This is a genomic window from Hydrogenophaga sp., assembly GCF_014773545.1.
GTDB lineage: Bacteria > Pseudomonadota > Gammaproteobacteria > Burkholderiales > Burkholderiaceae_C > Hydrogenophaga.
In genome coordinates, this window is record NZ_SDDV01000006.1 from 128,350 (window position 1) to 140,720 (window position 12,371).

Here is a 12,371-nt window from a genome sequence, read left to right on the forward strand (position 1 = left end):
CCCATGCGCCCAGCCGATCGGCTGGGCGACGCAGCCCCAAGCAAACCAAGCGCGACTGCGGGTGCTGTGCCCGCATAATCAAACGGTATGACGCGCCGCCTGATTCCCGCTCTGCTGCTTGGCTTACTGCTGCTGCTGCACGCCCAACTCTGGTTCGGGCGCGGCAACGTGGCGCAAGTAGCCGCCTGGCGTGAACAACTGGCGGCGCAACAAGCCGAAAACCGCGCCGCGCAGCAGCGCAACGATCAAATCGCCAGCGAAGTGCGCGACCTGCAAGAAGGCCTGGAAATGGTCGAAGAACTGGCCCGGCACGAACTCGGCATGGTCAAACCGAACGAAATTTTCATCCAGTTCGCGCAGAGCCGGCCCTGAGCGAAGCATCGGAATCCTCCGACCCCGATCAACTGGCTTGGCCCGGCTTGCGCGGTCGCTGCCAACCCGGCACACTCGCTTGCCGGGCGCGCGCCAGGCTCAGGCCGCCCGTCGGCGTGCTCTGGGTGATGGTCGAACCCGCACCCACCGTGCTGCCCGCCCCCAGCGTCAGCGGCGCCACCAGCACGCAGTTGCTGCCCACGTGCACGTCGGCCTCGATCACAGTGCGGTGCTTGTGGGCACCGTCGTAGTTGGCGGTGATGCAACCAGCGCCGTAGTTGACGCGCTCACCCAACGTCGCATCGCCCAGATACGCCAGGTGATTGGCCTTGGCGCCGGCTGCCAGGCTGGAATTCTTCACTTCGACGAAATTGCCAATATGTACCTGCGCGCCCAGTTGCGCGCCCGGGCGCAGACGGGCGAACGGTCCCACCTGTGCACCGGGCCCGACGCTCACGCCGGCGGCCTCACCCTGAATATGGGTGAAAGCCTGAATGACGGCACCGTCTTCAATCACCGCATCGGAAATCACACAATGAGGGCCGATCCGCACCCCGGCGCCCAGACGCACGCGGCCTTCAAAGATGCAATTGACGTCGATCTCGACATCCGGCCCACAGCTCAATACGCCGCGCACGTCCAGCCGCGCCGGATCGACCAGGCGCGTGCCCTGCTCCAGCAGTGCCTGCGCCACCCGCTTCTGATAAGCGCGCTCGAGTTCGGCCAGTTGCAGCGGGCTGTTGACGCCCGCCACCTGCAGCGCATCGTCGATGCGATGCGCCAACACCGGCTGGCCATCGGCAACAGCAAACCTGACCACGTCAGTCAGGTAATACTCACCCTGTGCGTTCTGATTCTCCAGCCGCGCCAACCACCGACGCAGCCAGCGCGTCGGCGCCGCCATGATGCCGCTGTAAATCTCACTGATCGCCAACTGCGCCGGGCTGGCGTCTTTTTGCTCGACGATGGCCTGCACCGCCCCCTGCGCGGTGCGCAGCACGCGGCCGTATCCGCTTGGGTCTGGCAGCTCCAGCGTGAGCAAGGCCAGTTGCTGGCCGGCGCACAGATCGAGCAAGGCGCGCAGGGTAGACGGCTGCGTCAGCGGCACGTCGCCCGACAGCACCAGCGTCACGCCGTCGTCGGGCAACAACGGGGCAGCCTGTTGCAGCGCGTGGCCGGTGCCCAACTGCGGCTGCTGGCGCACAAACTGCAACTGCGCCGCGCTGTGCTCGCCGCACCGCAAGCCCGCCTCGACCTGAGCGGCCTCGTGGCCGGTGATCAGCAGCACCGAGCGCGGCTGCAAGCTGCAAACGCAATCGATCACGTGCTGCGCCAGCGCGCGTCCGCCCAAACGGTGCAAGACCTTGGGGCGGGCGCTTTTCATGCGCGTGCCCTTGCCGGCCGCCAAAATCACCACATCGACGGGAAATGACATGATTGCATCGGTTTTTGTTGGGGCGCAGCCCAGCGGCGCGCCCAAGCGCCGATTATCCCAAATCCAGCATTGTCAGCCGCGCCCGAACGCGCCAGCGGGCCTTGGGCCGATCCGCCAGACCAGACGCAGCGCTCGCTTCAGACGCTGAAGCTGGAGCCGCAGCCGCAGGTGGTGGTGGCGTTGGGGTTGCGGATGACGAACTGAGCGCCTTCCAGGTCGTCCTTGTAGTCGATCTCGGCACCCAGCAGGTACTGGTAACTCATGGCGTCGATCAGCAGCGAAACGCCGTTCTTGCTCATGGTGGTGTCGTCTTCGTTGATCACCTCGTCAAAGGTGAAACCGTACTGAAAACCGGAGCAGCCCCCGCCCTGCACGAAGACGCGCAGCTTGAGATCGGGGTTGCCTTCTTCGGCCACCAGCTCGGCCACCTTGGCCGCAGCGCTGTCTGTGAAGACCAGCGGAGCGGGCATTTCAGTCTGAATGGTTTGCGCCAGTGCACTCATGGATCACCTCGTGTCTTGCTCGTGCCAACTCAGCCTGCAGCACGAAAATGTAGCTCTGCGGATGACCACCACCCACAGCAGCGGCAATGCTATAGCAAAACGCTCGGGAATGTGCTCAAGAGCTGTTTGCCGCTCATTTCAACGTGGGTTTATCCCAGGCGGGAGCGGGCATTGCGTCTGAAGATCCGGGGCCGCTGCCGCTCGGCCCTGAAAGAAAAAACCGCCCCAAGCCGAACTTGCAGGCGGTTTTTGCAGCGAAAGCAGACCCGATCAGCGTTTGCTGAACTGCTTGGCGCGGCGCGCCGAGCGCAGACCGACTTTCTTGCGTTCCACTTCGCGCGCATCGCGCGTGACGAAGCCGGCTTGCGACAAGCTGGGCTTGAGCGTGGCGTCGTAGTCGATCAGGGCGCGCGTGATGCCGTGGCGCACCGCGCCGGCCTGGCCCGATTCACCCCCCCCATGCACGTTGACCTGCACGTCAAAGCTGGTGGCGTGGTCGGTGAGCAGCAGGGGCTGCTTGGCGATCATGATCGAGGTTTCACGGCCAAAGTAAGCCTGAATGTCCTTGCCATTGACCGTGATCTGGCCGCTGCCTTTTTTCAAAAACACGCGCGCCACGCTCGATTTGCGACGGCCGGTGCCGTTGTTCCATTCACCAATCATTGGAAGGCTCCTTTACAGTTCCAGCACTTGCGGCTGTTGGGCGGTGTGCGGATGCTCGGCGCCGCCGTAGACCTTGAGCTTCTTGATCATGGCGTAGCCCAGCGGGCCTTTGGGCAGCATGCCCTTGACCGCTTTTTCGAGCGCGCGGCCGGGGTGTTTGGCCTGCATGTCACGAAAATTGGTGCCGTAAATACCGCCGGGGTAGCCCGAGTGGCGGTAGTACACCTTGTCTTGGGCTTTGTTGCCCGTGACGCGGATTTTGGCCGCATTGACGATGACGATGTAGTCACCGGTATCGACGTGAGGCGTATAAATGGCCTTGTGTTTGCCGCGCAAACGGAGAGCAACTTCACTGGCTACTCGTCCGAGGACCTTGTCGGTCGCGTCAATCACAAACCACCCGTGCACCACGTCAGCGGGTTTGGCGCTGAAAGTTTTGGTCATGAGATGTTCTTCAAGAGAAGTGGTTTGGCAGGCTCGGCGTGAGCCTGCGAACGCGGGTTCTTTTCCACGGTCGGTTCTTCTCTGACGGAAAACTCTTAGGTGGGTTTGCAGCGCGCCAGTGAACCGGCAGGCCGCCTTCGTCGCGGAACCCTGAAAATTCGCTGCGAAGCCCGCGATTATATGAAACTACAGCGCTGCCCCGACTTTTTTTTACCTGCGGCGTCTGCTGCTACATTGCGCGCATGGACGAGCTTGCAGACAAACACATCGTACTGGGTCTCTCGGGCGGCATTGCCTGCTACAAGGCGGCCGAACTCTGCCGCTGCCTGATCAAACACGGGGCGAGCGTGCAGGTGGTGATGACCGAGGCGGCCGAACAATTCATCACCCCGGTGACCATGCAGGCGCTGTCGGGCCAGCCGGTGTTTCGCTCGCAGTGGGACGCGCGCAGCGCGGGCGGGCTGGCCAACAACATGGCGCACATCAACCTCAGCCGCAAGGCCGACGCGATTCTGGTGGCCCCGGCCAGCGCCGACTTGATGGCCAAGCTGGCGCAGGGCCACGCCTGCGACCTGCTGACCCTGCTGTGTCTGGCGCGGCCGCTGCAGCGGGTGCCCTTGCTGCTGGCACCGGCCATGAACCACGAAATGTGGGCGCATCCGGCCACGCAACGCAACGCCGCGCAACTGCGCGCCGATGGCGTGCGCGTGCTCGACGTCGGCGTGGGCGAACAGGCGTGCGGCGAAAGCGGCGACGGCCGCATGCTGGAGCCGCCGGATCTGCTCTACGAGCTGCTGCGCGCCCTCAGCCCGCAAACGCTGGCCGGCCAAGCGGTGCTGGTGAGTGCCGGGCCCACCTATGAGGCGATCGACCCGGTGCGCGGGCTGACCAATTTGTCCAGCGGGAAAATGGGTTTTGCCATCGCGCGCGCCGCGCACGAGGCCGGCGCCGAGGTCACGCTGGTGGCCGGGCCGGTGGCGCTGGCGACGCCGCGCGGCGTGCAGCGCATCGACGTGCGCTCAGCGCTGCACATGCAAGCGGCGCTGCAAACGCACAGCCAGCGCGCGCGCATCTTCATCTCGGCGGCGGCGGTGGCCGACTGGCGTCCGGCGCAGACGCAGGACGAGAAAATCAAGAAGGGCGGCAGCCGGCAGGCGCCGACCCTGTCCCTGGTCGAAAACCCCGACATTCTGGCCGGCATCGCGGCCAGCGAACGCGCGCGCAGCGGCGCTTTGTTTTGCGTCGGTTTTGCCGCTGAGAGCCACAACCTGCTGGCACACGCCCAGGCCAAGCGCGTGCGCAAAGGCGTTGCGCTGCTGGTGGGCAACATCGGGCCAGACACCTTTGGCCGCGACGACAACGCCTTGCTGCTGGTCGACGCGCAGGGCGCGACCGAACTGCCGCGCGCGCCCAAGCTGCAACTGGCGCGCCAATTGGTGGCCGAAATCGCCCGCCGCCTGCCCGGCTGAACCGACGGGCACAGCCCGCGCCGGTGAGCCCATCAAGGCCACCAAGGCAGCAAGCGCTTCATCGCCGCCACTTCGCCGCTGTGATCGGCGGCGTAGCCGGGCAGGCTATCCAGCCGCTGCTGCCAGGCCGGACTGCGCAGCAGCGCCAGCAACTGCTGCACGGCCGCCAACTCCAGCGCCGATTGCAGACACACCAACAGGTAGCGTTCGTCGGTCAGCGCAACAAAATCGAGCCCCTGGCTGCGCGCGGCGTAAGCGGCACCCAGACCGACGTCGGCCGCGCCGCTGGCCACCGCCTGCGCCACGGCGGCGTGCGAGCTCTCCACGTCATCGAAGCCGCCGATATCGCTCGCCACCAGCCCGGCCTGCGCCAGCAACTCGTCGAGCAGCAAGCGCGTGCCAGTGCCCTTGGCGCGGTTGACGAAACGCGCCCGCAAGCGGGCCACGTCGGCCAAGCGGGTCAGCCGCAGCGGATTGCCCGGCGCCACTATCAGACCCTGGGTGCGCCGCGCAAAGCCGATGATCTTGTGGCGCCCGGGCTTGAGCAGCGCACGGTAGGTGCGCGCACTCAGGCTGCCGGCGCCGGCAAACGGCTGGGTGTGAAAACCCGCCAGCAGACAGCGCCCTTCATTGAGCGCGCGCATCGCGTCGACGCTGCCGCAAAAACGAATATCCAGGTGCAGCGCTTGCAAGCCGCCCGGCACGCCAGCGTCCAAACCGCTGGCCAGGTCTTGCAGTTCGGTCAGCGCGTGGTCGTGGCTGGCGTAGAGCGTGATCGATTCGCTGGCGCGGGCCTGCGAGAGCGGCTGCAGCGCCAGCGCAAAAGCGCGCTCCAACTCGCTGCGCAGATGCTGCAGTTGCGGCCCCAGGCGCGCCTGCGCCAGCCGCTCGGCTTGCAACAGGCGCTGACCAAACAGGCTGAGCCGGGCCGACTGACCGCGCTCCCAGACGATCAACTCCTGACCGAGTTCGAGCTCCCAGGCCTTCAACTGACCCCAGACGTGGCGGTAGGAAAAGCCCAGTTGGCGCGCGGCGGCCGAGATAGAGCCGTGCTCGCGCACCGCGTGCAGCACATCCAGCATGGGGTTGCGCAGCAGCGCCGGCTGCGGCGACCGCTGCGACTGCGCAGCCCCAATCGAATAAGACAGCTCGATCTTTTTCATGCCTGCGAGTGTGCATCAGGACGGTCTGCAACGCGGTCCACGGCACTATGTGCAGCGCTTCATACCTCGTCTGTACCAAGTTTCAAAGCAGCGCCCAGCCGTTAAGCTGCGCCGCGACATGGATACCTTTAGCGCCAGCGCGGCCACCGCGCTGCAATTGATTGCCTCGGGTGACCCGGGCCTGTGGGCGATCGTGCTGCGCTCGCTGGCGGTCAGCGCCAGCGCCTGCTTGCTCGCCAGCGGCCTGGGGCTGCTGTTCGGCGCCTGGCTGGCGGTGGCGCGCTTTGCCGGGCGCGGCGCGCTGCTGACCCTGCTCAACACCTTGCTGGCCGTGCCCTCGGTGGTGGTCGGCCTGGTGGTGTATCTGCTGCTGTCGCGTTCCGGCCCGCTGGGTTTTCTGGGCTGGCTGTTCAGCTTCGAGGCGATGGTGCTGGCGCAAACGCTGCTGGTGCTGCCGCTGGTGACGGCGCTGACGCGCCAGGTGGTGGAAGACGCCGAACGCAGCCATGGCGAGCAACTGCGTTCGCTCGGGGCAGGCACCGTGCTGCGCAGCCTGCTGCTGGCCTGGGACGAGCGCTACGCCCTGCTGATGGTGCTGATCACGGCCTTTGGCCGCGCCATCTCGGAAGTGGGCGCGGTGATGATAGTCGGCGGCAACATCGAGGGTTTCACCCGCGTCATGACCACCGCCATCGCGCTCGAAACCGCCAAGGGCGACCTGCCGCTGGCGCTGGGTCTCGGGCTGGTGCTGCTGGCGGTGGTGCTGCTGCTGAACGCGCTGGTCGCGCTGCTGCGGCGCTGGCGCGAGCGCGCCGACGGCACCGGTCTGCCACTGGTGCTGACATGAGCGGCAGGCCAGCACATCAGGTGGCGCCGGCCTGCTTCGAGCTGCACGACGTGCAGGTGCGACTCGGTCCGGCGAACCAATTGCTGGCCTTGAACGGCTTGAACCTGCGCATCGAGGCCGGCGAACGGGTCGCGCTGGTGGGCGCCAACGGCAGCGGCAAGAGCACCCTGCTGCGCACCTTGCACGGCTTGCAGCGCATCAGCGCAGGCCAGTTGCACGCCCGACCCGGCCAGCGGGTGGCGATGCTGTTTCAACGCCCGCACCTGCTGCGCCTGAGCGCGCTGCGCAACGTGATGCTCGGCCTGTGGCTGCAAGGCCTGCCCTGGTCGCAGGCGCGCCTGCAAGCGCAGCAGGCGCTGCAGCGCGTGGACCTGGCTGCGCTGGCCGCGCGCAACGCGCGCGCGCTCTCGGGTGGCCAGCAGCAACGGCTGGCACTGGCGCGCGCCTGGGCCACGCAACCCGAGGTCTGGCTGCTCGATGAGCCCACCGCCAGCCTGGACCCGCAGTCCAGACGCGAGGTCGAGACCCTGATCGCCGGCTTCAGCACTGCACCGCCGCGGTCTGACGGCACGCCGTCTTGGCCCGCCACGCTGGTCTTCAGCAGCCACAACCTGGCTCAAGTCAGGCGCCTGGCGAGTCGGGTGATCTACCTCGAACAAGGACAACTGCTGGCCGATTTGCCGGCGCACGATTTTTTCAACCACCAGTTGCTGCAGGCGCTGTGTCCGCCGGCCTACTGGTTTACGCAAGGAGAAAGCGCATGAACTCGATCCCCACCCTGCACCACACCCGGCGGCACCTGGCGCGCTGGCTCGCCGCCACCCTGCTGGGCGGCGTCGGCCTGCTGCTGGCCAGCGCGTCGGCCACGGCGCAAAGCATCGTAGTCGCATCGACCACCTCGACCGAACAGTCGGGCCTGTTCTCGCATTTGTTGCCAGCCTTCAAGCAGGCCAGCGGCATCGACGTCAGAGTGGTGGCGCTGGGCACCGGACAGGCCATCGACGTGGCGCGCCGCGGCGACGCCGACGTGCTGTTCGTACACGACCGGGCGGCGGAGGAAAAATTCGTCGCCGACGGCTTTGCCGCCCGCCGCATCGACGTGATGTACAACGACTTCGTGCTGATCGGGCCGCAGGCCGACCCGGCGCGGGTGCGGGGCAAGGACATCGTGCAGGCGCTGCAGCGCCTGGCCACAGCCAACGCGCCCTTTGTTTCGCGCGGCGACAACAGCGGCACCCATGCCGCCGAACTGCGCTTTTGGCAGTTGAGCGCTGCCCCGACCCAGCGCGGCAGCGGCTACCGCGAATGCGGCTGCGGCATGGGCGCGGCGCTGAACATGGCCGCCAGTCTGGGCGCCTACGTGCTGGCCGACCGCGGCACCTGGCTGAATTTCAGCAACCGCGCCGATCTGACGATTCTGGTCGCCGGCGACCGTCGCCTGTTCAATCAGTACGGCGTGCTGCTGGTGAGCGCGGCCAAACACCCGCACGTGAAAACCGCCGAGGGGCAAAAATTCATCGACTGGCTGACCAGCCCGGCCGGCCAGGGCGTCATTGCAAGCCACAGAATCGGCGGCGAGCAGCTCTTTTTCCCGAACGCCGCGCGCTAAAGTGCCCCCAGCGGGCCAGACCGACCGCCACTTGACGCCCCGGCTATGGGATGCGTTATCCTTGCAGACTGTTTCAACCACCGGCGACATCCGTGCCCGACTCCCCCCCCAGTAGCGGGCCGCAGCGCGGTCTGCGGCCGCTCGACAAACGTGGTTTGCTGCAAAAATTGGCTGAACTCATCCACCCCGGCCCCGACTCCAAAGACGAACTGATCGAGTCCCTGGCCGACGCCGAAGGCAATGACATCATCGATGCCGAGTCGCGTGCCATGCTCGAGGGGGTGATCCGCATGGCCGACATGAGCGCTGGCGACGCGATGGTGGCTGCGCCTCGCATGGACGTGCTCGACATCAACGCGCCCTACCCCGAATTGCTGCACCAAGTGATAGACACCGCGCACTCGCGCTTTCCGGTGTTCGAGGGCGAGCGCGAAAACATCATCGGCATTCTGCTGGCCAAAGACCTGCTCAAACTGCAGCGCGCGCCCGAACTCAGTCTGCGCGCTTTGCTGCGTCCGGCCATTTTCATTCCTGAAAACAAGGGCCTGAACGACTTGCTGCGCGAATTCCGCAGCAAGCGCAACCACCTGGCGATCGTGATCGATGAATTTGGCCGCGTCGCCGGCCTGATCACGATCGAAGACGTGCTGGAAGAAATCGTCGGTGAAATCGAAGACGAATTCGACACCGCGCACGACGACGGCGACATCTTTGCGCTGGCCGACGGCAGTTGGCGCGTGCGCGGCGACACGCCGATCGAGCGCATCAACGAATCTTTTGGCGTGGCGTTGCCAGAAGAAGGATTCACCACCATTGGCGGCCTGATGGCGCACCGCACCGGCCATGTGCCGACGCGCGGCGAAGTCCATCAACTGGCCGGGCTGCGCTTCGTCGTGCTGCACAGCAAGGGTGGCGCGGTCAAGTGGTTCAAGCTCACGCCGGTGCCGACCTGAGAGCTTGAGAGCAAATCGTTCATGCGCAGCCTGTTCCGCTCATTGCACACACCGTCTGGCGGCGCGACGGCCACCCGACAGCCCCGCGGGCACGCCACGCGCTCCAGCCGCTTGTTCTGGTTCGGTCTGTGTCTGCTGGCCGGGGCCTTGCAAGCGGGCGCACTGGCCTGGCCGCTGCAAAGCTGGAGCCTGCCCGGCAGCGCCCCCGGGCAGGCCAGCGGCTGGCTGCAAATCGCCTCGCTGGCGCTGCTGGTGCTGGCCTTGCAGCGCAGCAAGAGCCTGTCCAGCGCGGCCTGGCGCGGCTGGGTGTTCGCCACCGCCTGGTTGGCGTTCACCTGCTGGTGGCTGTTTGTCTCCATGTACACCTACGCCGGCCTGCCGGCCTGGCTGGCGGCACTGGCGGTGCTGGCGCTGACCGGCGCGCTGGCCTTGTTCTACAGCGCCGCCGCCGCCGCCTGGTGGGCCTGGGCACCGGCCTCGCGCAGCGCGCAGGCGCTGCTGTTTGCTGCCCTGTGGACGCTGGCCGAGCTGGCGCGCGGGCGCTGGCTGACCGGCTTTCCCTGGGGTGCGGGCGGCTACGCCCAGGTCGACCTGATGGCCGCCTGGGCGCCCTGGGTGGGCGTGTACGGTATGGGTTTTCTGGCCGCGCTGCTGGCCTTTGCGCTGGCTTCGCTGCTGAACCGAAGCCGCTGGCCCGCGTTGCCCAGCCGCTCTCTTTGGGCCAAGCTGCGTGCTGCGCTGGCGCTGCTGCTGCTGTTGCCGCTGCTGGCCAGCCTGTGGGGCGGCGGCGCCTCCTGGCGGCACTGGGCCGAGCGCGGCAGCAGCGACAGCGGCGAACTGCGCGTCTGGTTGTTGCAAGGCAATATTTCTCAGGGTGAAAAATTCGTCCCCGGCACCGGCATCGAACAGGCGCTGACCTGGTACCCGCAGCAAATTGCCGCTGCGGTGCAGGCCGCGCGCAGCGGCGCCGCCACGGCGCCGCACCTGGTGGTGACGCCCGAGACCGCCCTGCCGCTGTTGCCGCAGCAAATCGGCGCCGACTTCTGGCGCGAACTGCTGGGCCAACTGGCTCAGCCCGACGTCGGCGCGCCGGTCAGCGCGCTGATCGGACTGCCGCTGGGCGACCCGCTGCGCGGCTATACCAATTCGGCCTGGGGGCTGCAAGCGGCGTCGGCCCAGCGCGCGCTGGCGTCCTTGACCGAGCTGGGCGAGAACGCCAGCGAACAGGCGCTGGCGCAATGGGCGCACCGCGCTGGCTTCTACCGCTACGACAAATACCACCTGGTGCCGTTTGGCGAATTCATTCCACCTCTGTTCGGCTGGTTCGTCGACCTGATGGACATGCCGCTGGGTGATTTCCAGCGCGGCGCGCTGCCGCAGCCCCCCTGGACGCTGGACGGCCAGCGCATCGCCACCAACATTTGCTACGAAGACCTGTTTGGCGAAGAACTGGCGGCCTCGTTTCGCGACCCGGCAAACGCGCCCACGCTGCTGGTCAACCTGAGCAACATCGCCTGGTTTGGCGACACGGTGGCGATCGACCAGCACCTGCAAATCTCGCGCCTGCGCGCGCTCGAACTGGGCCGCCCGATGCTGCGCGCGACCAACACCGGTGCCACCGCCGCCATCGACCACCGCGGCGTGGTCACGCACAAACTGCCGCGCCTGACGCGCGACCGGCTCGAAGTCACGCTGCAAGGCCGCACCGGCCTGACGCCGTATGCGCGCTGGGCGGCGCACTGGGGCTTGTGGCCGCTGTGGACAGTCTGCCTGAGCCTGGTGCTGCTAATCGCTGTGGCGCTGCCCCGCAGGCCGCCGGGGGGCCGGTAAAATCGACTGCTTTCGCAGCCGACCCATTCCGGGCTGCTTGCGCGCCCGAGCCAGAACCCTTTTGCTGCGCGCCCCCGCGCGCGCCCCGCTGCATGTTGACCTTCCAGCACCTCATTCTGAAACTGCAATCGTACTGGGACGCCCAGGGCTGCGCGCTGCTGCAACCCTACGACATGGAAGTCGGCGCCGGCACCAGCCACACCGCCACTTTTCTGCGCGCGCTCGGCCCCGAGCCCTGGAAGGCGGCCTACGTGCAGCCCAGCCGTCGCCCCAAAGACGGCCGCTACGGTGCAAACCCGAACCGCCTGCAGCACTATTACCAATACCAGGTGGTGCTCAAACCAGCGCCCAGCGACATTTTGGACCTGTACCTGGGCAGCCTGACAGCGCTTGGCTTCGACCTGAAGCAAAACGACGTCCGCTTCGTCGAAGACGACTGGGAAAACCCCACTCTGGGCGCCTGGGGCCTGGGCTGGGAAGTCTGGTTGAACGGCATGGAAGTCACCCAGTTCACCTATTTCCAGCAAGTCGGCGGCATCGACTGCCGCCCCATCACGGGCGAAATCACCTACGGCCTGGAGCGGCTGGCGATGTACCTGCAAGGCGTAGACAATGTCTACGACCTCAAGTGGACCGAGCACATCAGCTACGGCGACGTCTACCTGCAAAACGAAAAAGAGCAGTCGGCCTACAACTTTGAACACGCCGACGCCGCATTTTTATTCACCGCCTTTGCCGCCCACGAAAAGCAGGCCGCGCACCTGATGCAGCAGCAACTCGCGCTGCCCGCTTACGAGCAGGTGCTCAAGTGCGCGCACAGCTTCAACCTGCTGGACGCGCGCGGCGCCATCAGCGTGACCGAACGCGCCGCCTACATCGGCCGCATCCGCCAGCTCGCGCGCAGCGTGGCCCAGAGCTACCACGACAGCCGCGAGCGTCTGGGCTTTCCCATGGCGCCGCGCGAATGGGTGGCGCAAATGGACAAGAAAGCCACCTGAACACACCCATCCCCGTTCGCCCTGATCTGAACACACCCATCCCCGTTCGCCCTGATCTGAACACGCCCATCCCCGTTCGCCCTGA

13 protein-coding genes are annotated in these 12,371 nt (G+C 66.5%); 8 read left to right on the plus strand and 5 right to left on the minus strand.

Going from position 1 to position 12,371, the window contains the following annotated elements; all coding sequences use genetic code 11:
- The first annotated feature begins 87 nt into the window (after positions 1-87).
- Positions 88-372, plus strand: a complete 285-nt coding sequence (gene ftsB, locus EST26_RS06490) for a cell division protein FtsB (RefSeq protein ID WP_291066316.1) — start codon at positions 88-90, stop codon at positions 370-372.
- Between the two features lie 28 nt (positions 373-400).
- Here the strand turns inward: ftsB and glmU are convergent, their stop codons facing one another.
- The 4 genes from glmU to rplM form a co-directional block, all read right to left on the minus strand.
- Positions 401-1,807 (minus strand): bifunctional UDP-N-acetylglucosamine diphosphorylase/glucosamine-1-phosphate N-acetyltransferase GlmU, encoded by a 1,407-nt coding sequence (gene glmU, locus EST26_RS06495; RefSeq protein ID WP_291066318.1) that lies wholly within the window; start codon positions 1,805-1,807, stop codon positions 401-403.
- A gap of 137 nt (positions 1,808-1,944) precedes the next feature.
- Complete coding sequence (erpA, locus tag EST26_RS06500; RefSeq protein WP_291066320.1) at positions 1,945-2,310, minus strand: iron-sulfur cluster insertion protein ErpA; 366 nt, start codon at positions 2,308-2,310, stop codon at positions 1,945-1,947.
- A gap of 270 nt (positions 2,311-2,580) precedes the next feature.
- On the minus strand, positions 2,581-2,973 hold the full coding sequence (rpsI, locus tag EST26_RS06505) for a 30S ribosomal protein S9 (RefSeq protein WP_291066321.1): 393 nt from the start codon (positions 2,971-2,973) through the stop codon (positions 2,581-2,583).
- A 12-nt stretch (positions 2,974-2,985) separates the two neighbouring features.
- Entirely contained in the window at positions 2,986-3,417 is a 432-nt protein-coding gene (gene rplM / locus EST26_RS06510; protein ID WP_291066322.1) for a 50S ribosomal protein L13, read from the minus strand.
- Between the two features lie 242 nt (positions 3,418-3,659).
- Between rplM and coaBC the strand changes: the two genes are divergently transcribed.
- The gene (gene coaBC / locus EST26_RS06515) at positions 3,660-4,886 is read left to right on the plus strand and encodes a bifunctional phosphopantothenoylcysteine decarboxylase/phosphopantothenate--cysteine ligase CoaBC (RefSeq protein WP_291066325.1); all 1,227 of its coding nucleotides are present in this window, start codon (positions 3,660-3,662) and stop codon (positions 4,884-4,886) included.
- 32 nt (positions 4,887-4,918) lie between these two features.
- On the opposite strand, the gene EST26_RS06520 is transcribed toward coaBC, so the two are convergent.
- On the minus strand, positions 4,919-6,049 hold the full coding sequence (locus EST26_RS06520) for a substrate-binding domain-containing protein (RefSeq protein WP_291066327.1): 1,131 nt from the start codon (positions 6,047-6,049) through the stop codon (positions 4,919-4,921).
- A gap of 118 nt (positions 6,050-6,167) precedes the next feature.
- Here EST26_RS06520 and EST26_RS06525 point away from each other — a divergent pair, with 118 nt between their 5' ends.
- The 6 genes from EST26_RS06525 to glyQ all read left to right on the plus strand — a co-directional run bounded on the left by EST26_RS06525 (position 6,168) and on the right by glyQ (position 12,286).
- A complete protein-coding gene (locus EST26_RS06525) occupies positions 6,168-6,896 on the plus strand; it encodes an ABC transporter permease (protein WP_291066329.1) in 729 nt (242 codons plus the stop codon).
- A complete protein-coding gene (locus EST26_RS06530) occupies positions 6,893-7,660 on the plus strand; it encodes an ATP-binding cassette domain-containing protein (protein ID WP_291066330.1) in 768 nt (255 codons plus the stop codon). The genes EST26_RS06525 and EST26_RS06530 overlap by 4 nt, the downstream gene beginning before the upstream one ends.
- The gene (locus tag EST26_RS06535; protein WP_291066332.1) at positions 7,657-8,505 is read left to right on the plus strand and encodes a substrate-binding domain-containing protein; all 849 of its coding nucleotides are present in this window, start codon (positions 7,657-7,659) and stop codon (positions 8,503-8,505) included. The genes EST26_RS06530 and EST26_RS06535 overlap by 4 nt, the downstream gene beginning before the upstream one ends.
- A 92-nt stretch (positions 8,506-8,597) precedes the next feature.
- The gene (locus EST26_RS06540) at positions 8,598-9,458 is read left to right on the plus strand and encodes a transporter associated domain-containing protein (RefSeq protein WP_291066334.1); all 861 of its coding nucleotides are present in this window, start codon (positions 8,598-8,600) and stop codon (positions 9,456-9,458) included.
- A 21-nt stretch (positions 9,459-9,479) separates the two neighbouring features.
- Positions 9,480-11,288, plus strand: coding sequence for an apolipoprotein N-acyltransferase (lnt, locus tag EST26_RS06545; RefSeq protein WP_291066335.1), 1,809 nt, complete (start codon positions 9,480-9,482; stop codon positions 11,286-11,288).
- 92 nt (positions 11,289-11,380) lie between these two features.
- On the plus strand, positions 11,381-12,286 hold the full coding sequence (glyQ, locus tag EST26_RS06550; protein ID WP_291066336.1) for a glycine--tRNA ligase subunit alpha: 906 nt from the start codon (positions 11,381-11,383) through the stop codon (positions 12,284-12,286).
- The last annotated feature ends 85 nt before the right edge of the window (positions 12,287-12,371 follow it).

Coding starts and splice junctions, on each gene's coding strand:
- ftsB (WP_291066316.1), top strand. CDS start 88: ATGACGCGCCGCCTGATTCCCGCTCTGCTGCTTGGCTTACTGCTGCTG.
- glmU (WP_291066318.1), bottom strand. CDS start 1,807: ATGTCATTTCCCGTCGATGTGGTGATTTTGGCGGCCGGCAAGGGCACG.
- erpA (WP_291066320.1), bottom strand. CDS start 2,310: ATGAGTGCACTGGCGCAAACCATTCAGACTGAAATGCCCGCTCCGCTG.
- rpsI (WP_291066321.1), bottom strand. CDS start 2,973: ATGATTGGTGAATGGAACAACGGCACCGGCCGTCGCAAATCGAGCGTG.
- rplM (WP_291066322.1), bottom strand. CDS start 3,417: ATGACCAAAACTTTCAGCGCCAAACCCGCTGACGTGGTGCACGGGTGG.
- coaBC (WP_291066325.1), top strand. CDS start 3,660: ATGGACGAGCTTGCAGACAAACACATCGTACTGGGTCTCTCGGGCGGC.
- EST26_RS06520 (WP_291066327.1), bottom strand. CDS start 6,049: ATGAAAAAGATCGAGCTGTCTTATTCGATTGGGGCTGCGCAGTCGCAG.
- EST26_RS06525 (WP_291066329.1), top strand. CDS start 6,168: ATGGATACCTTTAGCGCCAGCGCGGCCACCGCGCTGCAATTGATTGCC.
- EST26_RS06530 (WP_291066330.1), top strand. CDS start 6,893: ATGAGCGGCAGGCCAGCACATCAGGTGGCGCCGGCCTGCTTCGAGCTG.
- EST26_RS06535 (WP_291066332.1), top strand. CDS start 7,657: ATGAACTCGATCCCCACCCTGCACCACACCCGGCGGCACCTGGCGCGC.
- lnt (WP_291066335.1), top strand. CDS start 9,480: ATGCGCAGCCTGTTCCGCTCATTGCACACACCGTCTGGCGGCGCGACG.
- glyQ (WP_291066336.1), top strand. CDS start 11,381: ATGTTGACCTTCCAGCACCTCATTCTGAAACTGCAATCGTACTGGGAC.